The organism is Glutamicibacter sp. JL.03c (assembly GCF_025854375.1).
In the GTDB taxonomy this organism is placed as follows: domain Bacteria; phylum Actinomycetota; class Actinomycetes; order Actinomycetales; family Micrococcaceae; genus Glutamicibacter.
Window position 1 is genome coordinate 448,917 of record NZ_CP107575.1, and the last position, 25,751, is coordinate 474,667.

The window sequence follows — 25,751 nt, forward strand, 5'->3', positions numbered from 1 at the left end:
GATAAGTGTACTGACTACGAAGGGGTAAGCATGCAGTTGCAGGATTCGGTCGCGCTGGTCACCGGAGGGCTTTCAGGCCTGGGACGGGCCACTGCCCAGAAGCTTTCGGCCACGGCCAAACATGTTCTCATCGTGGATCTGCCACGCGAAGACGGGGATGAAATCGCCGCGCAGATCGGCTCGAATGTCCGCTATGCCCCGGCCGATGTCACCGATCCGCAACAGGTAGCCACCGCGATCGAGCGCTGCAAAGAACTTGGCGTGCTGCGCGTCGTCGTGAACTGCGCCGGCGTGGCCACACCTGGCAAGGTGCTGGGCCGCGAGGGCGTCTTGCCGCTGGAACGATTCTCCAAGGTGCTGGATATCAATGTGAATGGCACGTTCAACGTGCTGCGCCTCGCCGCTGAATCCATGGTGCATAGCGAAGCGCTCACGGACGCCAACGGGACAACCGAACGCGGCGTCATCGTGAATACCGCCTCGGTCGCGGCTTTCGATGGGCAGATCGGACAGCCGGCCTATGCCGCGTCCAAGGGGGCCGTGGCGGCTATGACCCTGCCGCTGGCGCGCGAGCTGGCCAGCCATCAGATCAGGGTCATGACCATTGCTCCAGGCATTTTCCACACGCCCATGATGGATTCCCTGCCGCAGGCAGCCCAGGATTCATTGGGCGCGCAGGTGCCGCACCCATCGCGTCTGGGACGTCCCGACGAGTATGCGGCGCTGGTGGAACACATTGTTGCCAACCCGATGCTCAACGGCGAAACCATCCGCATTGACGGGGCAATCCGCATGGCGCCGCGCTAAAGCTGATACCAGAGCGGCAAGTTCTAGAAATCTACGGGCTTGCCGCGCTGGGCGCGGTGTTCCGCGTGGCTGATCCGGAACCTGCGGTTTTCGGCCATGAGGAACACCAGCAACGACATCAGAATGCAGATCGCCGCCACCCATAGTCCTGTCGCGCCTCTCAGCCACCCAGTGATGGCGGCGGCAATCATGGCGATGCCGAAACCGCCGGCCAGCGCGTGGCGCCCGCGTTCGGTATGCGCGTACCCGGCGGCCAGCAGGGACACGGCAACGGCGACCAGTGCGATCTGCAGGTTATGGCTGGTATCGTTCCAGCCCGCCACGGCCAACCACAAGTGCAGCGTGTAGGCCATGGAAAAACCGGCCAGGAAACTTAGTGGAGCATCGGTGAGCCAATGCTCTTTCCTGTTGCGCGCTGTCATTCGATTGAGCTGGTGCACTCCGACCAGCGCCAACAGCGAAGCAAGGGTAGCGACCACTGCTGCGGCTGTCTGCAGGAACCCGGCGGCGAGGGTGATGGCGCAGGCAGCCAGAGCTGAAGAGCTGATGGCGAAGGGGCTGATGACGCGTTGCCGGCGAGCCGAGAGCTGGCCTGTGCTCAGCGAAAAAGCGGCGCTGGCCAGCAGGAAGACCGCCGCAACTGGCCAAAGTATGGCCGCGACTATGCTGCTATCGATCAGGCTAGTGCGATCGCGTCCATCCATCGAGGATGAGAACACCAGGGATGTGATGAGCAGCAAGAGGGCTGCTGCAGCCAACAGGTAGCCACGGATCCTGTCGAAGGGCTCGACCTCGGGATTCGGGCGATCATCCGGAGCCGGGTAGGGAAGGACAAAATCATGCTCGGCTGGGGTGGCAGGCGTAGCCAGCTGGCCGGGCTCCGTCAGCGAATCGATTGGCGGGGTCGGATGCTGCTCGGCCATTATGCTTCAGTCCCTAACGATTGCTGAGTTATCAGAAACAGCCTAGGACAGTTCGCTGGCGTTGAGAAGCACCGCTAGGCGACGGGCGATTCAGCCAACTTCTGGGCTGAGCTGAAACTACGGTCGATTCCGGTCAACGGATCGGTGAAGGCAATAGTGTGCGCCAGCAGTTGCAACGGGCGTTGGTAATCGTCCGGAGCCAGATCCCATAAACGAGGGTAAAACGCGTCATTGATGATTCCCAGGCCCAGCGATGCCAGGTGCACGCGCAGCTGGTGGGTCTTGCCGGAATGGGGTTTCAGATCCATCAAGGCCACCTCCAATCCTGCATGGTGGCCAGCGCTGCGGCCCACCGCTTCGACGTCAATGAGGGTCTTGGCATTCGGTGCACCGTCCTCCACGATCGAACGCAGCTGGCCTTTGACCTTGGACATGCGGTTCTCGAAAATCATGGGCATCCGATCAAGAAGCTCGCGCAATTGCGCCTCGTCCTTGACCAATGAGTGTTCGCCATTGGGCTGGAGCACTCGCCCGGTGTCCAGGCCGTCTCCCGGTTCCAAGGCGACGACGGCCTTGTACCGTTTGCTGATTTCGCGGCGCTCAAAAAGCATCTGGTAGGCGCCGCGGGTTTCCGGGTTGACGGCAAAAAGGATGACTCCTGCGGTAGCCCGATCCAGCCGGTGCATCGGCACAAGATCGTCGATGCCGGTCCGGTTGCGAAGACGCACCAGTGCTGATTCCTGGATGAATCGTCCGCCGGGTGTGGTTGGCAGGAAGTGCGGCTTGTCCACCACCAGCAGATGCTCATCCTGGTGCAGGACCTTCGCTTCAAAAGGTATCGAAGTTTCTACCGGCAGCGAGCGGTAGTACCAGATGAACTCGTGCTCGCCCATCGGGGTCTGCCGGTCCAGCGGCACTCCGCCGAGCCCGACAATTTCCTGGTTGTCGAAGCGTCGCAGTATGCCTTCGGGGTCCACATGGCCAAAGCGCTCCAGCAAATAATCGGCCACGGTGGCCCATCCGCCATCCTGCGGGAGACGCAAACGGGTCGCATTCACGCCGTTGCGAACGGGGAGCGGGGATTCCATAGCCATGAAGGCTATTCTTTCATCTTTGCGCCAGGGCTTGAGACCGCTGGCTGGCAATGCGGGCACCAGTAGCAATCCCGCTCGGCGCCTTCGGGTGTGAAAGGGATCTTGAGTAGCTCGATACGTGTACCGCAGCGAAGGCAAGGTTTCCCGGCGCGGCCATAAACCCACAGTGGTTCCCGGGTGCGTTCGTGGCCGGTGGTCACACGACGTGCCCGGTCCTTATTGACGTTGAGGAGACGATGGGCGATCTGCACTACCGCTGGCAGATCAGCAATCTGCCCGACTTCGGTCAACGGATGCAAACGCCTCAGGAACAGGATCTCGCAACGGTACACATTGCCCACGCCCGCCATGATCCGCTGGTCCAGGAGCGCTTGGCCGATGCCTTGGTGTGGATCGCGGCGCAGATTATCTGCGGCCAGCACCGGATCCCAATTCGCGCCCAGCAGATCCGGTCCCAGATGGCCGACTAGGTCGGATTCCTGCTCAGTAGGCACCAGCCGCACCTGGGCAATGTCAAAGCCCACGGCGGTGACCGCTGCGGTCTTGAGCACTACCCGCGCGGTGTGCGCCGGTTTCTTCCAGCGCTCCCCGGGTGCATAGAGATCCCAACGGCCCTCCATCAGCAGATGTGAATGCAAGGTCAACGGCTTGGCGGAAAACACCGGGGACTCAATCGTCGGCGGTCGCAGTCGCATCAGCAGATGCTTGCCTGCGGGAACGACCTCATGCACTGCATAAGCCGTGAGATCAGTAGTTGCCAACGCCGGAACACGAAAGTCCGAGGACAGCAGGGATTGGCCGGCCAGCGCGTGATGGAGCCGGGCCGTGGCGCGATAAACGGAATCACCTTCGGGCATGAGCGCTCTTCTTTCTGCCGGTCAGTCAGCGCCGAAATCGAATGCCTTGCGGCGTTGAATAGAATCCGGCAGCCAAGAGCGCGGTTCCCACCGGATGGTCCAGAACCGGTTGCCCGTCCACGGTGGCGATAGCGATTTTCTCCACCTTCGCAGTACGCAGAGCCGCCACCAGGTGCATGGCGACGATATTCCATGACTCCTCGGGAAGCTGGGCAAAGGTCAATACTGTGCGACCCCCGCGTTCCAGATAGAAGCACAATTGGCCATCCAGCAATCCGACGATGGCTCCCGCCTTGCGTCCGGGGCGATGTCCGGTTTGCGTGGCTGGCCAGCCCAACGCCGCACCGTAAGGATTGGCCGGGTCGGTAGAAGCGAGGACTACCGCGACGGGCTGACGACGCGGATCCTCAGATAGCTGATATCCGCGCAAGCGGTCAATGGTGGTCGAAGTGGAGAACTGGGCCGCACCCAGCTTTTCCACGAAATAGCCGCGTCGGGCATGCCCGGCCTCTTCCAGCTTGGACAGCACACGGTAGAGCTGGCCAAATCCCCCGGGTACCGCTTCAGCGGCGACCGAGCCGCGGGTGAGCACGCCATATCGCTCCAGCATGATTTCGGCGCTAGCGTGCGCGGAAATAGTCGGGTCCGCCACCGGTTGGGGAAGCAAGGACCAGCGTGCCGAACCGCGCGGACCGCGCATCGGAGAACCGCCGTGTTCCTGAGCGAGCCGGTTCAGGCCCGAGAGCCGGTTCAACCGGGCGGCCCTGGCCCGCGGTGCTGGCTTGGCGATCTTGTGCGCAGTGCTTCCGCCCGCCAAGTATCCGCGAATCGGGGCCAGCGTGTCAGGTGAAATGTAGCCTGCCCAGAACAGCCGCCAGCAAGATTCGGCGATATCGGTGGCACTCAAGGGAGGCTTGTCCGGATGATGGATACGCGCGGCCAGTTCTTCAGCAAAGTAGGCGCCGGTTGCTTCAAAGGCCTCAAGCACTCGCAGATCCAGCGCCTGCAGGTCGCTTGCGTCAGGGGTCGGCAGGGAGAGCGCTGCGTGCTCCGCGGTATGCAACGACAACCAGCCGTCCTTGCCGCCGGACGCCCCGGCACCGCACACCAGAACATCACCGGCACTGCACAGTTCATCGAGCCAGGAACTCTGGTATCCCTTGAGCCGGGCAGGAAGGATGAAGGACTCCAGCGCTGAAGCGGGAACTTCGGACCCCGCGAGCTGGGCGACGATCTCGTAAACACCGTCGGGGCCGCTGAGCGTTGAACCCACCTGCTGCCAGGCCGGAAGGAACCTGGCATAGGTATTTTGATCAACAGGTTCCACCTCCGCGCGCAGGGCAGCCAGGGACCTGGTGCGGATGGTGCGCAGCACCTGGACATCGCAGTATTCATCACCGCTAATGCCTTCCGGGACAATCTCCACCGGACGGAAAGCTCCGACCGATAACCGGCCAGCGGCTACGAGCTGGTCGAGCATTGGTCGCAATACCGCAACGCCCAGTGACAGCTCGCTGGCAATTTCGGTGAGCGTAAAAGGAACATGGGTTCGGGCGAAGCGCGAGATCAGATCCTGGATAGGGTCAGCCGCCGGATCCAAGAACGCCGCCGGAATTCCCGTGGGCAACGGGGTTCCCAGGGCATCGCGCAGCTTACCGGCATCTTCGATTGCAGCGTAGGCCAAGGTGCCATTGTGTCGCAGGGTGAAGGCACGCCGGGTGGCAACCAGCGACTCGGCATGTTCCCGTGCCACCGCGGGATCAAGTGGCGCGCTGTCATCATTCGGATCTCGGAGCCGGGCGGCCAGTTGCTCTATGCCTAAAGGGCCCAAAAGACGCAATAGGTCGGCTGCGCCTTCCATGCCGGACAAGCGCCGATTCTCAGCCCGATACTGCAACTGTTCCTGCAGCCCGGCGATGACTTGAGGATCAAGGATTTCACGGACGTCATTGCGGCCCAGCAATTCGCCGAGCAGCACCGGGTCCAGGCTCAGCGCGGCGGCCCGGCGTTCGGCCAGCGGCGCATCTGACTCGTAAAGGAACTGTGCAACGTAGCCGAAGAGCAGGGACTGGGCGAAGGGCGAAGGCAGCTCGGTGGTCACTTCAACCAGCCGGATAGCGCGCGAAGAGACCTTGGACAGAATCGCAGACAAGGCCGGCAGATCATAAACGTCGTTCAGGCACTCGCGCACGGTTTCAAGGATGATCGGGAAGTCCGGGTAATTCCGAGCGACATCCAGCAGCTGGCTAGCCCGCTGGCGTTGCTGCCACAATGGCGTGCGCTTGCTCGGATTGATCCGGGGAAGCAACAATGCGCGAGCCGCGCATTCGCGGAAGCGGGAGGCGAAGAGCGCGGAATTGGCAACCTGCGAAGTGACCACGTCGATGATTTCATCGGCTTCAAAGGCAAATAGATCCGCTCCCGGCGCCTGGTCATCCATGGCAGGAATGCGGAGCACAATGCCATCATCGGCAGCCATCGCCGAGGCATCCAGGCCCCAGCGTTCGCGCACGCGCGCACCCACGGCCAGTGCCCACGGGGCGTGGACCGCCAGCCCGAAGGGGGAGTGCAGGATGACTCGCCAGTCGCCGAGCTCATCATGGAAGCGTTCGATCACGAAGTTCTGGTGGTTGGGCACCTGGCCGGTAGCCCTGCGCTGCTCGCCCAGGTAGTTCAGCAGGTTATTGGCTGCGAAGTCATCCAGCCCGCCGGTGCGCAAGACCTCTGACGCTTCGGTGCGTTCGCTGGCCAGCAAGCTGGTGGTGAATTCACCCAAGGCTGCGCCGAGTTCCACCGGGCGTCCCAGTCCATCACCGTGCCAGAACGGAAGCTTTCCGGGCTGTCCGAAGGCCGGGGTGACCAGTACCCGGTCATGGGTGATGTCTTCGATTCGCCAGCTGGTCGCACCCAGGGCAAAGACGTCACCCACCCGCGATTCGTAGACCATTTCCTCATCCAGCTCGCCCACCCGCTTGGGTGCCTTGTCATCTTCGGCACCCGCAAGGAAGACGCCAAAAAGCCCCCGGTCCGGAATGGTGCCGCCGGAAATTACCGCGAGACGCTGGGCTCCTGGGCGCGCCGAGAGCGTGCCCGCATCGCGGTCCCAGATCAGTCGTGGTTTGAGCGTGGCAAATTCATCGGAGGGGTACTTGCCCGAGAGCATGTCCAAGGTGGCTAGATAGGCGCTGCGCGGAAGCTGCTGGTAGGGCGCTGACCGGCGCACGGTCTCGAACCACCTCTCGACTTCCAGTTCTTCCATGGCTACCGCGGCCAGGGTCTGCTGGGCCAAAACGTCGAGCGGGTTGGCCGGGATGACCATCTTTTCGATGGATCCCTGGCGCATGCGCGTGACCACCAGTGCGGTGGAGAGCAGGTCAGCGCGGTGCTTGGGGAAGAAGATGCCTTGGGAAACAGAACCAACCTGGTGTCCGGCACGGCCTACGCGCTGCAGGCCGGAGGAGACGGAGTTGGGGGATTCAACCTGGATGACCAGATCCACCAGACCCATATCGATGCCCAGTTCCAGTGAGCTGGTGGCGACCACGGCACGCAGCTTGCCCAGCTTCAGGTCCTCTTCAATCTGGGCGCGCGCATCCTTGGAGACTGAGCCATGGTGGGCTCGGGCGAGCAGGGGTGCGTCCGGGTTTGAAGCCGGGGTGGATCCGGCCTGGGCCATCATCGCCGCCGGAGTCGACGTAGACGAATCCTCGGTGCTGAACCCCTCGCGTTCGGCGTAGATCTCATTGAGCCGGCCGGTCAGCCGTTCGGCCAACCGTCGGGAGTTGGCGAAGATAATGGTGGAGTGGTTTTCCAGCACCAGGTCCACCAGCTGGTTTTCCACGTGTGGCCAGATGCTGGCCGATGCTGCCGGGGAGGAGCCAGGTCCCAGATCGTGGGCACCAGCTGCCGAAGGCAGATCGGTCATGTCCTCGACTGGGACGCGGACCGCCAGTTCCCACTTCTTGGTGGATTCAGGGCGCACGATATTCACCGGTGCTGAACCCGCCAGGAAACGGGCGACTTCCTCGGGCGGTTCAACCGTGGCTGACAGGCCAATGCGTTGGGCCGGGGTGGGGAGCAACGCATCGAGCCGTTCCAAGGACAACGCCAGGTGGGTGCCGCGCTTGGTATTGGCGATGGCGTGGACCTCATCGATGATGACCGTATGCACCTGCGCCAAGGTCTTGCGGGCTTGGCTGGTGAGCATCAGGTACAGCGACTCAGGCGTAGTGATCAGGATTTCCGGTGGATCCTTGAGCAGCTTGCGCCGGTCGTTAGCTGGGGTATCGCCGGAGCGTACGCCCACGGACACCGAAGGCTGCGACAAGCCCATTTCATGGGCGGTTGCGCGGATGCCGGCCAGAGGGGAGCGCAGGTTGCGCTCAACGTCCACGCCCAGGGCTTTCAGCGGAGAAATGTAGAGGACCTTGGTGCCATTGCCTGCCGGATGATCCGCATCGGACTCCAAACCCGGCAAAGCTGGAGTGTCCAGTTCTGCGTGGTGCAACCGGTCCAAAGCCCAAAGGAACGCCGCCAGGGTCTTGCCCGAACCAGTCGGAGCGATGACCAGAGTGTGCTTGCCATCTGAGATGGATTCCCAGGCGCCACGCTGCGCAACCGTCGGCGCAGAGAAGACATCGGTGAACCACTTGCGGGTGGCCGCACCGAAGCGGGAAAGTACATCACTCATGGAATCGATACTACGTTCTCAATAGGACAGTTCGGGAACGGCACTACTTCAAGAATCTTCGAGCACGAGCAAAGCCAGCGGATTTTTAAATCTTGCATTTAGGTTCATATGCCGGAGCGTCACGGGGGATGCCCTCGGACTACAGCATTTCCTATAGATACATGGTCATAATTCGAGGATTGAACCACTGATAGCTAGCGTTGAAGGATGCTCAATCTTGTTCGTGCGACAAACGTCGAGATCGTCGAGATTTCAGAATTCCTCAGCATCACTGACCTCACCGTGAGTGGGCTGGTCTCGTCTAACGTGCATTCGTGGATCTCACGTGATGAAACGACGGGACGCATTTTGCCACCACAGGGTAGGACAGCAGCGAAGACGGCCAGTACGCACTGTTTTGAAGTGTTGCGGTAGCTCCCGGACGACGCGGGGCGGAATAGGCTTTGAGCTTGCCGAATTTGCGCTGCAACGAGTTGTCGCTGCTGGAGCAAACCAAGCGTGGCTGTTTAGCCGCAGGTCTGGTCTGTTTTGGCAGAAAGCTGGATTCAGCTCCGCGCGCGCCGATGGTCTTGCATTGGCCTCGCCTCGACGCACCGGGTTCAGCTCTTTATTGAAACCGGCCAGCTTGATCGTGAGGTTGTCTGGAGCCGGCGTCTCAAAGCTTCATTGGAAATGGGTGCCGGGCCGGATCGTTATCCATGGCTAGTATGTCCAATGTCAATCGTGGCCGCTTGTTTGTGGATGGGGTGCAACTACCTAATTGCAGTAATTTCACGCAACGCAGCGACATGCCCGACGTACGCGCGACGCCCTGCCAAAGTTAGCGAGACCCGCACATGGCTGCGGCCCAGCTTCGTGAACCGTTCAATATCAACGTAACCGGCATCGCCCAGCTGCTTCAGATGCTTGCTGAGTACCGAATCCGCAACTCCTAGATTCTGCTTGAGCTGCGCGAATTCAGCCCATTCGACAGGGGCCAAGCTTGCGCAAATCCGTAATCGCAATGGAGCATGGATCAGCTCATCAAACTGAGCCTTGCTAGTTGGCTTGGTCATTGCTGTCCTCGACGCGCGCCTTGTTGTAGGCGGTTTGCATCTTGGTCATCAAGAACATGCCACTGATGAAAGTGACAAGAATTTTCGCGAGAACTTCTTCCATTCGGGCAGCGTCCCAGAATCTGAGGCAATTGATCAGCAGGATGCATAGAAAGAAATATCCTGCGTAAGCTCCTGTCGTAAGACTTGGACTGTTGATGAATGTGAGTGGTTTTGCACGACCCCGTTGAGCCAAAACATACCAAAGGATTATTGGAAGATAGAGCAGTGCTAGCCAAAAAGCCTGTGGTGGATAGGCCTGGATCAGCGTGAAGACCACAGCGGAGACCGCGACGACGCTGGTGAGCAAACCACGCGGGGTTTCAGAGGCCTTAACCATCTGTTCTGATTCTTGCGCTACAGATTGCAGCAGTCTCGCTGCGTCATCTTGTCCCGGACGATCATTTGGCGAAACCATGACACCCACTTTCCGTTATGGAAAGTCTTGTCTTTCCAACTTTGAAAGTGAATCGGCGTGTTTACACGTGATGGTATTTTCCACCAGCCAAGATGTCCTGCGCACGGTACAGCTGCTCGGTCAGAATCAAGCGCACCAGCTGATGCGGGAAGACCAGCTTGGAAAGGGACCAAGTGAAGTCCGCGCGGGCGTGCACTGTGGGATCGACGCCGTAGGCTCCGCCAATGATGATGACAACATTGCGTGAAGAATCGATAGGGGAACGCAGCTTGTTTGCCAGGGCGGGGGAATCGATGTTCTTGCCTCGCTCGTCGAGGAGCACCACAAAGTCGCGGTCATCGATCTTCGCCAGGATCCGTGCCGACTCCTCGGTGCGGGCGGCGTCGTTCTCGCGGGACGAGTGATTCAATAACTGCCAGGTGAGGTTGAAAGGCTTCTTGAGTCGCTTCTCGTAACGGGAGATACCTTCGTCTACCCACGACTCGTGTTTCTTGCCAACTGCCAGCACCTTGATTGTCATGCTTCTATTGTTCCGCATTCCCCGGTTGGATGCTTTGAATCATGCACGGATACGATGGAGGACATGAGAAATCCGAGACCCCTTCCGTCAGGCCAACGACCTAGCGGCGCGCAGGTGCTCTGGATGATCTTCGGCGTCGTCGTTGCCATCTTCTACTTCACCCGACGTGTACTGGTATCACTGCATGCCGGCGGTTGGGCTACCGACCTCGACGCACTTACCTACCAATGGGTTTTGGACCATCAGTCGCCGGTCCTTTTCGCAATCTCTGATTTCTTGTATTTCTGGGGATCAACACCCGGCATGAGCATCATCATGGTGCTGATTACCGGACTGCTGAGCTGGAAAACGCGAAGTATCTGGCCCTTTATCGCAGTGGCCCTGACTGCACTGGTATCCGTCGGGCTGACCATCCTGCTTAAGGCGAGCCTGCAGGTGCACCGGCCAGAAGGAATTCCCGGCGGTCCAACGCCGCCACTGTCTTATTCATTTCCCAGCGGGCACACGCTGAATTCCGCAGCGCTCATTGGCATTTCCAGCTACCTGGCCATTATTTACGGACTGCGACGCTACGCCTATCTCATTTCGATCGTGGCGACTCTGTTTGTCCTGGCCATGGGCGCATCACGGATCTACATCGGGCATCATTGGGTCTCAGACGTGCTGGTGGGCTTGTTGATTGGAGCCGCGTGGGCCGCAGTAGTGGCCATCCTCCATTACTACTTTGTTCCTCGGCGCACATTGCCTAGCTCAGCACGCGGATCGGTGAACCGCTAGCCCAAGCGCGGACATCTTCAACTGCATCACGGTAGAACATCGAGAACTGTTCAATGGTTACGTAGCCAATATGCGGGGTCGCAATCACGCCGCGAGTGCCCAGCAGGCGATCTTTGTCGGGCAATGGTTCGGTATCGAAGACATCGAGCGCTGCCAGATAGAGCAGCTCGTTTTCAAGGGCTGCGATGAGCGCGTCGGTCTGCACAATCCGGCTCCGCGACGTATTAACCAAAATGGATTCTGGCCGCATCCATGCCAGCTGCTTTGCGCCAATGACGCCGGTGCTGCGTTCCGAGAGTTTCAGATGAACGGTCACGATGTCGCTGGCGGCAAAAAGCTCCGCCTCGGACACCAATTCCACGCCGACCTCGGTAGCCCGCGCCTTGGTGAGATTCTGGCTATAAGCAATGACCCGCATTCCAAAAGCCAGACCGACCTTCGCCACCTTGGAACCCAAGTTGCCCAAGCCATAAACGCCAAGGGTCTTGCCCGCCAAGCCCATGCCGAAACTCGTTTGCCACGGCTCAGCTTTGGAACGCGGGTTCTCTGAGGAGAACAATTCCACGTCCAATCGACGGGCGGCGGCCAAGATCAACGCCCACGTATGCTCCACAGCATCGGTGGGGACATAACCGGTGTGCGAGACTACGACACCGTGCGCGGCCGCCGCTTCCAAATCGATGGCTCCATTGCGCCGGCCTGTGGCGACCAGGAGCTTGAGGTTCGGCAAGAGCCCGAATCTCGATGCCGGGAACGGTGTGCGCTCGCGCATGGCCACGATGGCCTCAAAGCCTTTCAGTGCCGCGCAGACAGTTACATCATCATGCCCGAGATGTTCGTTAAAAACTGTCAGCTCGGCATCGAGCTCGGTTGCCAGGCCCTCAAAATCTGCAAGGTCGGTAGCAACGTTCTGGTAGTCATCCAAAATGGCAATGCGCATGAGTTCATCCTAGATGCTCTCATGTCGTACCAACGCGTTTTCATGCTCCGTGATCGGCTTTTATCCTTCAGAAGACAAAGCGGTGGCTGGCGCCCGAGGGACCAGCCACCACCCACAGACTGAAAACTAGTCCGTGACTTCGAATTCAAGCTTTTCCGTGAAGGAGCGACCATGAACATCCGTGGCCGTCACTTCAGCGGTGTGCGACCCGGTCTTCAGATCATCTGGCAGCTCAAGACGCCACAGGTGGCTGGTCTTCTCAGGCAGGCCCCCACCGTAGACAAACTGCTCGGCGATAGCCACTGGATCTGAATACTTGGCACCGGTCAGCGCCGTTTCCCCGGTGAGAGACTGCGTACGAGTCGACTTGACTGGATCTTGGCCATCAATGGAGACCTCGACCTTGGAGCCGGTGCTGCCCATCCAGAAGTTGGTGGTCAGCCAGGTGTCCTTGGCCAGACCGTCACGGCTCACCGACAGCGGGTTCTCCAAAGGGTCGATGGTGCCGTATTCCTTGTCCACATTCTCCTCGTACCAGTCACGGTAGGCAGGAGTGTTCAGACCGACAGCCATCTGCTCGCTGTCATTCGCGCCGGTGGGAGTGAACCGTTCGGTGATCTTGGTGTTCTTGATGTCCAAGGTCAAAACACCTGGAGGGGTACCATCCTGTTGGAGGGACGTCGGGTAACCGTTTTCGTTGACTCGTCCGCCGTACCACTGGCCGGCAACAGCCGGAACGGTCAGGTGGGTGAATGGCAGGCCGGCTTCGCCTACTTCGTCCAGCCAGCCCTTCATCAAATCGCCCTTGCGAAGGTTTTCGGACATATGGGTGTGGCCGCCCAAGGAGACCACTTCACGGCCCTTGAGAATCTTGTAGATGTCCTTGACCTCTTTGGTGGTGTGCTCATCGTTGAAGAAGAATTCCAGCAATGGGCTGTGACCGGCCAGGACGATGGCCTTGTTCTTTGGCACCTTGGCGATGTCTGCGCGCAGCCACTCAAGCTGCTGCTTGCCTAGCTGATAGGCGTAGTCGCTGCGTTTGGCTGGGACCTTGGTGGGGTACTCGATGGTGCTGAGCGCGACCACGTGAGTCTTGCCGGTGTCGTAGGAGTAGTACTCAGGGCCGAAGTGAGCACGGTAGGTGTCAAACTCGTGCACGCCGTCCAGGGAATCGAAGTCAATGTCGTGGTTGCCCGGGAGGAAGCGAGCCGGGCCGTTGAGCATGGACGTCAGCTCGCGGGTCTGAGCAAACAGCGACAGGTCATTGCCAACGAGGTCGCCGATGAACAGCGCGCCACAACCGGTGTAGTCGGTGCGTGCTGCAAGGTCTGCGAAGGCACCCTTGCGAGCGTACTCAACTTCCTTCTGGTTATAGGTCTGCACATCGGCGCCGATAGCGCAGCTCTGATCCGGCGACTGAGTGGCAGCACTGCGAGTCAGCGGGAAGTTGACCGCCTCAGGCAGTTCACCGGTAGGCGCAATGCCACCGTATTTCAGCTGGGGGGAGCCTTCTGGCAGGTGGATGTAGGAGAACTGGGCTACGTTGTTTTCATCCACTGGCACCTGGAAGCCGCGAGGCTGGGTGACAAAGGCGGTCATGTTCTCAAAAGCAGGAAGCTCGTAGCGTCCCTGGCCGTCGGTGGTGACTACGTCGCGGCTGTTGGAAACGGTGACGTTGGGCAGGCCTGGCTCATTGGCATCCTGCTTGGAGTTCTTGTTGCTGTCCTCGAAAACTACGCCTTCGAGGGTCTTGTCACTTGCTGCTGCTTTCTCATCTTGTGCACGGATGACCTGGACTGATCCTCGGTAAGCGGACGAATTCCAGTCTGCAGTCTGCTGTGCTGCTGGTTCTGGATCGGGGACGGAATTGGCGGCGGTGAGACCCGCCGAAGCTGCCAGGACAACGAGTGCGCCTGCAGTAGCTCGTAGCGGGGTGATGTGATTGGTTTTGCCGGGTCGAGCGAAGAATTTCACGTACGTTCCTCCGGGTGGTGACAATCTGCCGGCCCGTTGACCGGACTTTGCCAACGCTGTCAATCTAAGGTGAATAACAGCACCCGCTCAGGTAATGTCGAATAATCGATTCCGTTAATACTTACAGGGTGTCTTGGGTGTATTTAGCTATCCATGACTAGAGAAAGCGGGGGTGACCGTGGAGATTGTTGATGCCCTGGTGCAAGGGCAGCGCGGACGGCGGCTGTTGTGGGAATTTATGACGGCCGGCGAAGAAGAGTCGCGAACTGATATTTCCCCGCATCCTTTGCACGAGGCGATGTACTACACCTCAACCCGTATCGATGATCTGCACTATCGCGGGCTCGAATCATCCGCCGTGATCGTTGAGATTGAGCATACCGCGCGGGAAGGGGCAGAGAAGCTCGCCGAATTGCTTGAACATACCGAACTTTTCGAGGTAAAACATTGCATGTTGCAATCGGCATTGGAAAGTTCCGTTGACGCTGCGATGTACTGGCAACCACCGTACGGGCAAGAATTCGTCTTGGCATCCCCGATCCTCAGAGCACAACTGGATAGAATCGCAAAACACATCGCGGCTTCGGGGCAAATAGATTATTGGGTCGACCCGTTGGATATGGCAGCCCAGCACCGGGTGAATTTCGATATCACCGGGTCTCTTGCCCCTGCTGCAGATAAGAAGCGCACTGGTCTCGAGTCATTGATCGCGTGGAAAGATCACGTGCTCCGAACCGAAATGCGTGATGCCCGGGAGAACCAGTCGCGCCCGCTAGGGAATTTCAGCGGTGAATGGTGGTCGGCACCAAACATGTACCTAGAGGAAACGTGCGGACAATTCGCTACGGCGCAACCCATAGGTTTGATTTGCGTTGAAGACGGCTTCGGGTGGGAAAAAGCAACTACAAGATTAGTAGACATACCCGCTAGTTCCAACGTTCTGGAAATTTCCTCGGCGGAGCAATGGATCAGGCTCTGCCAAGATCACCCAATCGAGGTCACTGCACAGAAACGCCACGACTGGTATCAGGTCACTGGCCGTGACGGCGCGTGGGTCATTCCAGATTGGCTGGCCGTAGCACGCAATTATGACGGGGTGCATCTGAGTATCGGCGCCTACCTCGCGCTCGCCGGAGAATGCCTGCCAGTAGATGCTGAATTCTCTACGCTCATAGCAGGGTGGGACCCCGGCAAGACGTATTGGTTCATCGACGGCTTGCTCGAAAGCGAACAATCGCAAGACTGGAAATGCGTGGATGCCAACAGCAATACAGCGCACTGGGTCTTGGATGAAGGCTCTACGGGTTAACGCTCTGTCACGCTGGGGGCGATGTACCTGAACTCTGATCCAATAGGTTCATGAGCAATGAAGCACAACACGATGACTGGGCTGCGGCAACGGAAATAATGCTGCAGCTGCGCTGGTCGGATCAGGACGCCTTGGGGCATGTCAATAATGCCCGCATCGTCACGCTAATGGAAGAAGCGCGCATCCGCTGGACCCGGGAAGACGGGAAGACCGGGCGATTCGAATCTGGAACGGTCGTGGCGTCCATCCAGATCGACTACACACGGCCACTGTACTACCAGCCAGAAATGCTGATCCGCATGGGGATCAACCGCATTGGCAACAAGTCTTTCACCGTGCGGGGCATCGGCTACCAGGATGGCCAGCCGGTGTTCGATTCCACCACGGTCATGGTTCCGTTGGCCGCCGATGGCGTATCCTCTCGGCTGCTCACCGACCAAGAACGAAAGTGGTTGGAGGCATCGTTGATTGCCCCCGACAATTCTTGAGGGAAGTGGGATGCCGATCTTCTGAGTAGCTATCGCGTGAACTGACAGTGGTAGCGGTGCTGTTTGTCTTTTCGCCCGGAAGTTTGCTGGCCGTGGCATAGTCGATATCTTGTACTTCATGACTGTCTCATTGCGACCTAGCACTCCCGAGGACATCGAATGGTTGGTAGAACTGCGGGCTGTGGCCCTGCGAGCTGATCTTGAGCGTCTTGGGCGATACGATGCAGTGCGTGTGCGCGAACGGATGCGAACGAGCTTCGTACCAGCTTGGTCAAGAATCGTTGTAGTCGATGGGATCGACGTCGGATCGATCACGGCCAGGCCTGACGGGGCCGAGCGCTGGATCGAGCATTTTTATCTGTCGCCCAATGTGCAGGGCCAAGGGATTGGCTCTAGGGTCTTGCGCAAGGTACTTGATGAATCGCATGATGGCGACACCCGGCTCAACGTATTGCAGGGAAGCGCAGCACGTCGACTCTATGAACGCTTCGGATTCATAGTTGATGACGAGGACAACGTCGATGTTTTCATGACATTGCGAGCGGGCTGAAACCCAGAAAGACCATGGTGGTACGCCACAGTCTGTGCCCTTTCAATCCAGAGAGGTCGGCAGGCGCACGAGTGCGGCACCGGGCTGAGAACGACCCGCCGAGCTGCCAACAACAAAAAAACGCCCATTGCACGGTTCCGTTGTGTGCTCCTGAACTAGAGTCCAGAAATAATTTTCAGCCAGATCAAGTGGTTCTTGGCACTGTTGCCGGGTACTACTGCGCCGCGTATTCGTCCAGGACTTTCTTGCCGATTTTGAAGGCCACATTCGCGGCGGGCACTGAGCAATAGATAGCACACTGCAGGAAGACTTCCTTGATTTCCTCCGGAGTCATTCCATTGCGCAGTGCGGCATGGACATGCATTTCCAGCTCTTCCCAGTAGCCTCCGGCAATCATGGCGGTCAGAGTGATGGCGCTGCGCGTGGTGCGTGGCAATCCGTCACGGGTCCAGATGGTGCCCCATGCGTAGCGGGTAATCATTTCCTGGAACTCATCGGTGAAAGCGTTCGAATTCTTGGTGGAGCGGTCAACATGCTCGTTGCCAAGGACTTCGCGACGTACGGCCATGCCCGCATCATAGGTGTCGCCGGGAAGGCGCTGTGAATCAGTCATTCTGAAGTTGCCTTTCTAGTGGGTCAGGAAGAACTCGGCCAGCAGGGCCGCGGTTTCTTCCGGTGCTTCAGCCGGAGCCAGATGGCCTGCGGAGTCAATAATGGCAACCTGGCCCTGCGGCGCGTTCTCCGCGATGAACTGCGCGTCGGCTGGCGGGCACACCTGATCTTGCGCGCCATTGATAGCCAAGATCGGATCGGTGGCGGTGGACAGCTGCTCACGCACGTCGAAACTAGCCAAGGCGCCGCAGACATGGGAATAGGCGAAGCGGTCAGCATCCTGCAGGCTGTGTAACAAGCTGGCCGAAATCTCCGGTTCCTTCTCGATGAACCCGGGAGCGAACCAGCGCTGCGCGGAGCCTGCGACCATGGTCGGGGTTCCGGCCTTCGCCACGAGTTCCGCCCGCTCGGTCCAACCCTCGGGCGTGCCGATCTTGGCGGCCGAGCAAATCGAGGACAAAGCGTTGAAGAAGCCAGGATGATCCACCGCCAGCTGCAATGCGGCGGCGCCGCCCACCGAGACTCCGGCGTAGAACAGCTTGGTGCCATCGGCAATCACCCCGTCGAAGCGCAAGGCCTCGACCATGGTGGTGACGCCGGTGGCGAGCTCGGCCAGCGTGAAGCCTTGCGTCGAGGGCTTGCTGGCTCCGTGCCCTGGCAGGTCCCACGCGATGACCTGGAAATGCTCTTGGAGAAAAGGCACAGCAGGGCCCCACAAAGGCAGGGCCGCGGTGCCCAGGGATGGGCCCGCGATGAGGGTGGGGAGTTCGCTCTTGCTGTGCAGTAGCGACGGGGTCAGTTCTGGGACTGCCATAGTTCCTTCCGTGCCGAGTACTCGGCCACTACGGTTGCGGTGAAGCGATCCGCGGCACCGAGATAGCCTGCGGGATCAAAGAGTTCGGCCAGCTCGGCATCGCTGAGGTTTTCTGCGGGGATCTGGGCACGCAGCAGTTCGTGGAGGGAGCGGTTTTCGCTCAGGCTGCGGCGTACAAGGGCCTGGATGGCAGGTTTGCCGCCGGCCACCAGCGGGGCCAGCACGGTCGCCAAGCGTTCGGAGAGCACCGCGTCCCCGCCCAAGGCGAGGTTGCGTTGCATGGCCGGAGGATTCACGCGCAACCCATTGGCCAGAAACGATCCATGGAAAGCGGCGCCTGCGGCGAGCCGGGACAATTCGCGCAGGGCGCTCCACTCGGCGTGCCAGCCGCCATCGGGGCGTTCATCCACCGCGGTGCCGGCGGCGGTGAAGAGGGTTGAGAGTAGTCCAGGGGAACTGAAAGCGGCGTTGCGCAGCACTACCGAACGCACCGGGTTCTGCTTCTGCGGCATGGCCGAGGATCCGCCCTTGCCGGCTTCGCGTGGTTCGGACAATTCGCCGATTTCCGGGCGCGACGCGGTGAGTACATCGGCGCCGAAGGTGCCCAGCGCGGCAATGGCTGCGCCCAAGGCGGAGCCGAGTTGGAGGATCGGCATGCGGTTGGTATGCCACGGGGTTCCCGGATCCTGCAGGCCCAAGCGCTCGGCCAGCTGGGAGCTGAGCTGCTGGCTGGTGGTTTCGGCAGTGCGATTGCCGGCGAGGAATTGTTCCAGGGAGGCCAGGGTTCCTACCGCGCCGCCCCACTGCAGCCGCAGCTGCAGTGATGCCGTTTCCAGTTGCTTCTCGGCGTCCAACACCGCCGAAAGCCAGCTGGCCGCTTTCCAGCCGAAGGTGGTGGGCAACGCGTGCTGGGTCAGTGAGCGAGCGATGCAGACCGTCTGGCGGTGTGCCTGGGCGAGCGTCGCGAGCCCGTCGGCGGTACTGCGCAGATCGGCCTGCGCCTGGGCCAGCGTTCTGGAGAGCAGAAGCATCAGCGCGGTATCGATAATGTCCTGGCTGGTCGCCCCGCGGTGCAGCGCCGTGCTCGCGGATGCGGGGGCACCATCGTGGGCGAGCAGCTCACGCATCATGCCCAATAGCGGGATCAGCGCGTTGGCGCCATCGGGAGTTTTCGAGGCCAACAGCGCCAGATCGTAGCGCTGGGCGCCGGCCACCGCATGAACAGCCTGCGCATCCTTGGCGCCGCACAACCCGGCATCGGCCTGGACCTGCACCCAAGCGGCCTCGACATCCAACATGGCCTGCACAAAAGCGGTGTCGCTCGACAGGGAAGCGGCCGCGGTGCCAGCCCAGGCTGGAGCTAATACGCCGTAGTCTGCGCCGTCCATCAAGTCCCTCGATTCCTCACTGGATATTTTTGTGCCTCGCTCTAGAACTCTAGTCCTAGAGCCTCAGCTTGCGCGCGGGTAGGAGAGGAACACGGTCTCATCCTCGCCCTGCAAATGGATGTCCAGGCGCAAGGATCCGTCCTCTTCGCGGGTCGCAATCAGTGTTTTGCGCTCTGCCTCGGTCAGTGATGCCAGCAGGGGATCGTTGGCCAGCGCGGCGGTGTCCTCGGGCAGATAGATCCGGGTGAACAGCCGGTTCATCAGGCCGCGGGCGAACACCGTGAGCATGATGAACGGTGCCTTGCCGGCTTCCGTGGCGCCCGGGTTCACGGTGGTGAAGGTGTAGTGGCCGGCATTGTCCACCGCGGTGCGCCCCCAGCCGGTGAAGGTGTAGCCATCACGCACCAGAGAGCCTTCGCGGGAAACCACATTGCCCTGCTCGTCGGCCTGCCAGATTTCCAGCAGCGCATCGGGAATGACCTCGCCCTTGCCGTCATATACCACCCCGTGCAGCCGCACCGAGTTCGGGTGCCCCTGGTTGACCAGCTCATTGTCCTTGTCATAGGGCAATGCGTAGCCGTAGAACGGGCCGACGGTCTGCCCCGGGGTGGGGGCGAGTTTCAGTTCTGGAGCCGTGGACATTAGTGCTCTCCCTCTTCCTCTTCCATCCAGGTGCGGTTGGATCCGGTCAGTACGATGTCCCAGTTGTAGCCGGTGGCCCATTCGTGGGAGGTGATCGAGTGGTCGTAGGTGGCGACCAGGCGGTCGCGCGCATCAGAATCGGTGATCGACTGGTAGATCGGATCCAGGGCGAAGAGCGGATCGCCGGGGAAGTACATCTGGGTGATCATGCGCTGGGTGAAGTCGGTGCCGAACAGCGAGAAGTGGATGTGCGCCGGGCGCCACGCGTTGTGGTGGTTCTTCCACGGGTACGGAGCCGGCTTGATGGTGGTGAAGGAGTACTCGCCGTTGGCGCCGGTGATCGTCCGGCCCACCCCGGTGAAGTTCGGGTCGATCGGGGCTGGATGCTGATCGCGCTTGTGCACGTAGCGGCCGGCCGCGTTGGCCTGCCAGATTTCCACGAGCTGTCCGGCCACCGGGCGGCCGTCGCCATCCAGCACCCGGCCGGAGACCACAATGCGCTCGCCGATCGGCTCGCCATTGTGCTGGATGGTTAGATCCGATTCCAGGGCGTGCACATCACGCTGGCCGAAAGCCGGGGAGTACAGCTCAATGGTTTCGGGATCCGCGTGGTGCAGGTTTTTGGTCGGGTGGCGCAGCAGCGATGAACGGTACGGGGCGAAGTCCACGCGTGGCTGGGTCTCGACCTTCTTGCCGGAGAGCAGCTGCTGGCGGTAGTCCTCATGGATGCTGGAGATTTCGGCGCTGATATCTTCCTGCGTAGCCGTGGTGGCTGCGGGATCCAGTGCATTGGTGTTGGCGCTCATGTCGGCTCCTTTCTGAAAGTTTGTGGGGCGGGAATTAGGCGTGCGGCCAGCCGGTGTAGGACTCGGCGAGGTATTGCTGCCCGAAGCGCGAGGAGGTGACGGTATCCAATTCACCCAGTGCACGCTGGGCCATGAACGGATCGCCGCCCACCGGCGTATGCAGCATGGAAGTCATCCAGTAGGAGAAGTTCTGGGCCTTCCAGACGCGTTTCAGTGCCAGATCCGAGTAGCCTTCCAGCAGCTTCTCGCTGCCGGTGGAGAAGTAGGAATCCAGCGCTTCGAAGAGCACCTTTACGTCGGCGAAGGCCAGGTTCAGGCCCTTGGCACCGGTGGGAGGAACAGTATGCCCGGCATCGCCGATCAGGAACATCCGTCCGTGGGACAACGGCTCGCGGACAAAGGAACGGAAGCCCAGCACGGTCTTGTCGAAGATGGGCCCGGTCTTCAGCTCGAAGCCATCCGGCCCGTCCACGCGTCGTTGCAGCTCAGCCCAGATGCGGTCATCGCTCCAGGCATTCACGTCCTCGTCCGGGGCGCACTGGAAGTACATGCGCTGCACGGATTCGCTGCGCTGGGAGATCAGCGCGAAGCCATGGGGCGAGTTCGCATAGATCAGTTCCGGTGCGGACTTCGGCGCCTCAGTGAGAATGCCGAACCAGGCGAACGGGTAGGCGACCTTGAAGTCCTGCTTGACGGTTTCCGGCATCTGGCGGCGGGCAAAGGAGCGCGATCCGTCGGCCCCGACGATCACATCTGCGTGCACCTCGAAGAGGCTGCCGTCAGCATCGGTGAAGCGGAACTTCGGGGCGGAGGTTTCCATGTCGAAGATCTCGGTGACCTCGCAGGAATAGCGCACGTCGCCCTGGTCGCGCTGCCGGGCTGCGGCCAAATCCACGAATACCTCATTCTGCGCGTACAGGGTCACGGTGGCGTCCACCAGATCGCGGAAGTCGAGCGGATGGGATTCGCCGTTGAAGCGCAGGTCGATGCCGGCGTGCTCGTCGCCGTGGGTGAGCACCCGTCCCTCCACCCCGGACTCGGTGAGCATTTTGACCGCCTGGGCCTCGAGGATGCCGGCGCGGTGGGTGTTGCGGATGGTTTCGTGATCGCGCATTTCCACAACGATGTTCTCGATGCCCGATTGGGCCAGCAGATGGGAGAGCATCAGGCCGGCGGGACCGCCGCCGATGATGCCGACCTTGGTCTTCAGGATGCGTGGCGCCTGTGCCATGGGTCCTACCTGTCTGTGCTGGGACCAGCGGGAGCGAAGCGGCGTCGTTGCCTACCTGCGATGCTGATCGAATGACTGGAACTTCCTCAAGGATGCGATTCGAGTCACTCACTCAGCAGGCAGCTTCTCATTGATTGAGAATTCTTGTCGTGGTGTTACTCCGCGCCGGGCAACGCAACTCGTGAGAGCAGGTCTCTCAGCTGTAGCCTTTCCTCGGGCGTGAGCGCTTCGAGGGTTTCGTTTTCATTCTGCTTGGTAATTTTTCGCGCCCTAGCGTAAAGCTTGCGACCGGCCTCCGTGGCAACAATGACCTTCGAGCGACGGTCATTCGGATCGGGCATCCGGGTGACCAGTCCACCTGTTTCCAGTCCGTCCACCAGCGGCACAATCTGACTTGGATCCAAGGCGAGGAACTCGGCCATTTCCCGCTGGGTCGGCGTGAAGTCGCTGCATGCCAACGACAGGACCGAGTACGAGCGCACTTTGAGGCCGAATGGCTGAAGTGCCTGATTGGCTCGGCTTGAGCCAAGGGAACGCATGCGCGCAATCAGGAAGTTCAGTTCCTGGACCAGATCGCTCTTCATGAACTGCTCTTCTTTCGCTAATTTAGCGGTGGATTTGGTGTTCACTCAATCATCCCTTCTTTTCATGAGAAAATAAACCATTGACATTTTCAAGGATTAAAGATTTTATGTATGTGTCAAGGTTCCCACTTTTCAACGCGGTGGGGCAATTGAAACACCACACCGAATTGGAGTTCTCATGTCGTTAGCAGGAAAAGTTGCCATCGTCACCGGAAGTGGACGCGGTCTAGGACTGGGCTACGCCCGAGAATTGGCTCGACAGGGTGCAGCTGTGATCATCAACGACATTGATCCCGCCGCAGTGGAAGCTGCCGTTGCCACCATCGCCGAAGCGGGCGGCAAGGCCGCAGGTGTTGTCGCGGCAGTCGGTTCTGCTGAAGCCGCCAAGGCACTGGTGGCCGGTGCGGTGGAGAACTTCGGACGCCTGGACATCTTGGTGACCAACGCCGGGGTGCTGCGCGACAAGTCGCTGCTGAAGATGACCGACGAGGACTTCGACGTTGTCATCAACGTCCACCTGCGCGGCACCTTCACCTGCGTCCGAGAGGCCTACGCCTACTTCAAGGAGAACGATATCCGCGGCCGCATTATCGCCATCGGTTCACCGACCGGACAGCGCGGCAACTTCGGGCAGACCAACTACTCGGCAGCCAAGGCCGGCATCGTGGGCATGGTGCGCACCTGGGCCCTGGAAATGAAGCGCGCCGGCATTGCCGTCAACGCCGTCATCCCGGTAGCTGCCACCGAAATGACCAAGACCGTTCCGTATTTCGCCAAGGCCGTCGAGGCCGATGAGCGAGGCGAGGCCATGCCTGGCTTCTTCCGCAAGGATCTGGGCTTCGGCACCGCAGACGATGTTGCCGGACTGATCGCATTTCTGGCTTCCGAGGAAGCAGGCGGAATCACTGGCCAGGCCATTGGCGCCGGCGGCGACCGCCTGCAGTTATGGAGCCACCCGGAGGCCATCGCCTCGGAGTTCAACGACGGCGGCTGGGACTATGCAACGCTTCAGGAGCGGTTCCCCTTCGCAGGTAACCAGCAGTCCGTTGGCGAGAAGTTCCCAGAGCTTCCTGAGGAACTCCGCCCGGAACCAGCCAAGTAACTCCCGGAGGAAATACCGTGACTGCACGCTATGAACTAGGGGTCGACTTCGCGGCTTTGGATGCCATCGATATGCACGTGCATCTTGAAGTCGATGAGTGCGGCCACAAGGCCATGCCGGAAGATCTCTTCGATGCCTCGGCGGCGTACTTCAAGTCGGAAGACCGGACCCCGTCCATCGACAGCATTGCGCAGCTCTACCGCGAGCAGAAGATGGCAGCGGTCGTCTTCACCGTCGACGCGCGCACCGCCCTGGGGCATGAGCCGAACTCCATCGAGGACCTGGTGGAAGGCTGTGCGCGGAACAATGACGTGCTGATTCCCTTCGGTTCGGTGGATCCGTGCCGCGGGCAGCAGGCGATCGACGACGCGAGGTACCAGGCAGAAACCCTGGGGGTGCGCGGCTTCAAGTTCCATCCGTCATTGCAGGGCTTCGACCCGAGCGATGAGAGCTTCTACCCGCTCTGGGAGACATTGCAGGAACTGGGATTGCCCTGCATTTTCCACACTGGGCAGAACGGAATGGGCGCCGGGCTACCCGGCGGCCGAGGCATCAAGCTGCGCTACTCCAATCCGCTGCTGCTGGACGATGTTGCCGCGGACTTCCCGCACCTGGTCATCATCATGGCGCACCCTTCGGTGCCGTGGCAGGACGAGGCGAACTCGATCGCCACGCACAAGGCGAATGTCTATATTGACCTCTCTGGCTGGAGCCCCAGGTATTTCCCCGGCTCACTGGTGAAAATGGGAAATAACGTGCTTTCGCGCAAGCTGCTGTTCGGCACCGACTTCCCGCTGATCACGCCACAGAAATGGCTGGGCGCATTCGCTGATCTGGAGCTCAATGATGAGGTCCGTCCGGGAATCCTGAAGGGCAACGCGCTGCGCGTGCTGGGGGTGGATAGCTGATGGAAGCCGTTGCCACCAGTGACTTCTTCGGGTTCAGGGATCTGCTCAGCGAGGCCGAGCGCAGTGCGCTGTCGCGCCTTCGTGGTCTGCTGCAGGAGCATGTGCGCCCGGTGCTTGACGACTACTGGGAACGCGGGGAATTCCCGGAGCGGATCGTCGCGCCGCTGGTCGATGCCCAGCTGATGGAGCCAGCAGAAGTCCTCCAAGCCAGCCAGCGTCCCTCGGGCCTATACGCCGGTTTCCGCAACTTCGAGCTGGGACGCATGGATGCCTCGGTCGCCACCTTTTACAACGCGCAATCGGGCCTGTTCCGCACCACCGTGAATCTCGGAGGCAGCCCAGAACAGGTGGCGCAGCTGGATCCGCAGATCACGTCCTTCGCCTGCAGGGGAGTGTTCGCCCTGACCGAGCCGGAACACGGCTCGGACATCGCCGGCGGGCTGGCCACCACGGCACAGCAAGAGCAGCGCGACGGGCAAGACGGCTGGCTGATCAAGGGGGCAAAGCGCTGGATCGGTGGCGCCAGCCAGGCAGATGTGCTGGCGGTTTTCGCCCGCGATCAGTCCGATTCCCAGGTCAAGTGCTTCCTCGTGCCCACAGATGCGCATGGCGTGAAGATGAGCAAGATTCCGGGCAAGACCAGCCTGCGCATCATGCAGAACGCGGATATCGAGCTGTCCGGAGTCTGGGTACCGGCTTCGGCCCGGCTGCAAAGGATCAACTCCTTCGCGGACGTGGCGGCCTGCCTGCGCAATATGCGTTCGGATGTCGCCTGGATTGCCACCGGCGTGTGCTTCGGAGCCTATGAATCGGCCCGCGACTACGTCGCCAGGCGCAGCCAGTTCGGCAAGCCGCTGGGCTCCTTCCAGCTCATCCAGGAAAAGCTGGCGCACATGCTTTCCAATGCCACCGCTTGCTTGGCCATGGTGGTGCGGCTGACCCAGCAGCAGGAGGCCGGTGTCTACCGCGACGAGAACTCGGCGATGGCCAAGATGTTCACGGCCCGGATGCTGCGCGAGACCGCGGCGCTGGCCAGGGACGCTTGCGGAGGCAACGGCATCTTGCTTGAGAACAGCGTGGCCCGCCATCAAGCGGATGCCGAAGCCATCTATTCCTACGAGGGAACCCATGAGATCAATTCGCTGATCATCGGGCGGGCCATTACCGGCGTCAGCGCCTTCCGCTAGTGACCGCAGCACCGCTCGTTGGCAATCAACCACTAC

At 60.5% G+C, this 25,751-nt stretch carries 24 protein-coding genes; 8 read left to right on the forward strand and 16 right to left on the reverse strand.

What is annotated here, in order from left to right; translation table 11 throughout:
* Positions 1–30: 30 nt before the first annotated feature.
* The gene (locus OF385_RS02075; RefSeq protein WP_264276761.1) at positions 31–807 is read left to right on the forward strand and encodes an SDR family NAD(P)-dependent oxidoreductase; all 777 of its coding nucleotides are present in this window, start codon (positions 31–33) and stop codon (positions 805–807) included.
* Between the two features lie 23 nt (positions 808–830).
* Here the strand turns inward: OF385_RS02075 and OF385_RS02080 are convergent, their stop codons facing one another.
* From OF385_RS02080 to rlmH, 7 genes are all read right to left on the reverse strand, one after another.
* On the reverse strand, positions 831–1,730 hold the full coding sequence (locus tag OF385_RS02080; protein WP_264276762.1) for a hypothetical protein: 900 nt from the start codon (positions 1,728–1,730) through the stop codon (positions 831–833).
* 74 nt (positions 1,731–1,804) lie between these two features.
* On the reverse strand, positions 1,805–2,818 hold the full coding sequence (locus OF385_RS02085; RefSeq protein ID WP_264277839.1) for a pseudouridine synthase: 1,014 nt from the start codon (positions 2,816–2,818) through the stop codon (positions 1,805–1,807).
* A gap of 11 nt (positions 2,819–2,829) precedes the next feature.
* Positions 2,830–3,681: a DNA-formamidopyrimidine glycosylase family protein gene (locus OF385_RS02090; RefSeq protein ID WP_264276763.1), complete on the reverse strand. Its 852-nt coding sequence runs from the start codon at positions 3,679–3,681 to the stop codon at positions 2,830–2,832.
* 25 nt (positions 3,682–3,706) lie between these two features.
* Positions 3,707–8,371, reverse strand: a complete 4,665-nt coding sequence (locus tag OF385_RS02095; RefSeq protein ID WP_264276764.1) for an ATP-dependent helicase — start codon at positions 8,369–8,371, stop codon at positions 3,707–3,709.
* Positions 8,372–9,123: 752 nt separating this feature from the next.
* On the reverse strand, positions 9,124–9,426 hold the full coding sequence (locus tag OF385_RS02100) for a transcriptional regulator (RefSeq protein ID WP_264276765.1): 303 nt from the start codon (positions 9,424–9,426) through the stop codon (positions 9,124–9,126).
* The gene (locus tag OF385_RS02105; RefSeq protein WP_264276766.1) at positions 9,410–9,883 is read right to left on the reverse strand and encodes a hypothetical protein; all 474 of its coding nucleotides are present in this window, start codon (positions 9,881–9,883) and stop codon (positions 9,410–9,412) included. The genes OF385_RS02100 and OF385_RS02105 overlap by 17 nt, the downstream gene beginning before the upstream one ends.
* A 61-nt stretch (positions 9,884–9,944) precedes the next feature.
* On the reverse strand, positions 9,945–10,403 hold the full coding sequence (gene rlmH, locus OF385_RS02110; protein ID WP_264276767.1) for a 23S rRNA (pseudouridine(1915)-N(3))-methyltransferase RlmH: 459 nt from the start codon (positions 10,401–10,403) through the stop codon (positions 9,945–9,947).
* Between the two features lie 63 nt (positions 10,404–10,466).
* Here rlmH and OF385_RS02115 point away from each other — a divergent pair, with 63 nt between their 5' ends.
* Positions 10,467–11,180 (forward strand): phosphatase PAP2 family protein, encoded by a 714-nt coding sequence (locus OF385_RS02115; protein ID WP_264276768.1) that lies wholly within the window; start codon positions 10,467–10,469, stop codon positions 11,178–11,180.
* On the opposite strand, the gene OF385_RS02120 is transcribed toward OF385_RS02115, so the two are convergent.
* Both OF385_RS02120 and OF385_RS02125 read right to left on the reverse strand, forming a co-directional pair.
* Positions 11,149–12,120, reverse strand: coding sequence for a D-2-hydroxyacid dehydrogenase family protein (locus OF385_RS02120; protein WP_264276769.1), 972 nt, complete (start codon positions 12,118–12,120; stop codon positions 11,149–11,151). The two genes, OF385_RS02115 and OF385_RS02120, sit on opposite strands and share 32 nt — an antisense overlap.
* Before the next feature lie 126 nt (positions 12,121–12,246).
* Positions 12,247–14,094 carry a calcineurin-like phosphoesterase C-terminal domain-containing protein gene (locus OF385_RS02125; RefSeq protein WP_264276770.1) on the reverse strand — a complete coding sequence of 616 codons (1,848 nt, stop codon included), beginning with the start codon at positions 14,092–14,094 and terminating at the stop codon, positions 12,247–12,249.
* Between the two features lie 172 nt (positions 14,095–14,266).
* Between OF385_RS02125 and OF385_RS02130 the strand changes: the two genes are divergently transcribed.
* From OF385_RS02130 to OF385_RS02140, 3 genes are all read left to right on the forward strand, one after another.
* On the forward strand, positions 14,267–15,403 hold the full coding sequence (locus tag OF385_RS02130; protein ID WP_264276771.1) for a hypothetical protein: 1,137 nt from the start codon (positions 14,267–14,269) through the stop codon (positions 15,401–15,403).
* A gap of 50 nt (positions 15,404–15,453) precedes the next feature.
* Positions 15,454–15,891: an acyl-CoA thioesterase gene (locus tag OF385_RS02135; protein WP_264276772.1), complete on the forward strand. Its 438-nt coding sequence runs from the start codon at positions 15,454–15,456 to the stop codon at positions 15,889–15,891.
* Between the two features lie 118 nt (positions 15,892–16,009).
* On the forward strand, positions 16,010–16,441 hold the full coding sequence (locus tag OF385_RS02140) for a GNAT family N-acetyltransferase (protein ID WP_264276773.1): 432 nt from the start codon (positions 16,010–16,012) through the stop codon (positions 16,439–16,441).
* 214 nt (positions 16,442–16,655) lie between these two features.
* Here the strand turns inward: OF385_RS02140 and pcaC are convergent, their stop codons facing one another.
* From pcaC to OF385_RS02175, 7 genes are all read right to left on the reverse strand, one after another.
* The gene (gene pcaC, locus OF385_RS02145; RefSeq protein ID WP_264276774.1) at positions 16,656–17,054 is read right to left on the reverse strand and encodes a 4-carboxymuconolactone decarboxylase; all 399 of its coding nucleotides are present in this window, start codon (positions 17,052–17,054) and stop codon (positions 16,656–16,658) included.
* A gap of 15 nt (positions 17,055–17,069) precedes the next feature.
* The gene (locus OF385_RS02150) at positions 17,070–17,867 is read right to left on the reverse strand and encodes an alpha/beta hydrolase (protein ID WP_264276775.1); all 798 of its coding nucleotides are present in this window, start codon (positions 17,865–17,867) and stop codon (positions 17,070–17,072) included.
* Positions 17,849–19,255, reverse strand: a complete 1,407-nt coding sequence (locus tag OF385_RS02155) for a lyase family protein (RefSeq protein ID WP_264276776.1) — start codon at positions 19,253–19,255, stop codon at positions 17,849–17,851. The genes OF385_RS02150 and OF385_RS02155 overlap by 19 nt, the downstream gene beginning before the upstream one ends.
* A gap of 63 nt (positions 19,256–19,318) precedes the next feature.
* Complete coding sequence (pcaG, locus tag OF385_RS02160) at positions 19,319–19,897, reverse strand: protocatechuate 3,4-dioxygenase subunit alpha (RefSeq protein ID WP_264276777.1); 579 nt, start codon at positions 19,895–19,897, stop codon at positions 19,319–19,321.
* Entirely contained in the window at positions 19,897–20,703 is an 807-nt protein-coding gene (gene pcaH / locus OF385_RS02165) for a protocatechuate 3,4-dioxygenase subunit beta (protein ID WP_264276778.1), read from the reverse strand. The genes pcaG and pcaH overlap by 1 nt, the downstream gene beginning before the upstream one ends.
* 34 nt (positions 20,704–20,737) lie before the next feature.
* Positions 20,738–21,934, reverse strand: coding sequence for a 4-hydroxybenzoate 3-monooxygenase (locus OF385_RS02170; RefSeq protein ID WP_264276779.1), 1,197 nt, complete (start codon positions 21,932–21,934; stop codon positions 20,738–20,740).
* Between the two features lie 155 nt (positions 21,935–22,089).
* A complete protein-coding gene (locus OF385_RS02175; RefSeq protein ID WP_264276780.1) occupies positions 22,090–22,563 on the reverse strand; it encodes a MarR family winged helix-turn-helix transcriptional regulator in 474 nt (157 codons plus the stop codon).
* A 133-nt stretch (positions 22,564–22,696) separates the two neighbouring features.
* Here OF385_RS02175 and OF385_RS02180 point away from each other — a divergent pair, with 133 nt between their 5' ends.
* The 3 genes from OF385_RS02180 to OF385_RS02190 are packed head-to-tail and all read left to right on the forward strand — an operon-like array spanning position 22,697 to position 25,715.
* On the forward strand, positions 22,697–23,620 hold the full coding sequence (locus tag OF385_RS02180) for an SDR family NAD(P)-dependent oxidoreductase (RefSeq protein ID WP_264276781.1): 924 nt from the start codon (positions 22,697–22,699) through the stop codon (positions 23,618–23,620).
* A 17-nt stretch (positions 23,621–23,637) separates the two neighbouring features.
* Complete coding sequence (locus tag OF385_RS02185; RefSeq protein ID WP_319019203.1) at positions 23,638–24,528, forward strand: amidohydrolase family protein; 891 nt, start codon at positions 23,638–23,640, stop codon at positions 24,526–24,528.
* Positions 24,528–25,715, forward strand: coding sequence for an acyl-CoA dehydrogenase family protein (locus tag OF385_RS02190; RefSeq protein WP_264276782.1), 1,188 nt, complete (start codon positions 24,528–24,530; stop codon positions 25,713–25,715). Before OF385_RS02185 ends, OF385_RS02190 begins: the two co-directional genes overlap by 1 nt.
* The last annotated feature ends 36 nt before the right edge of the window (positions 25,716–25,751 follow it).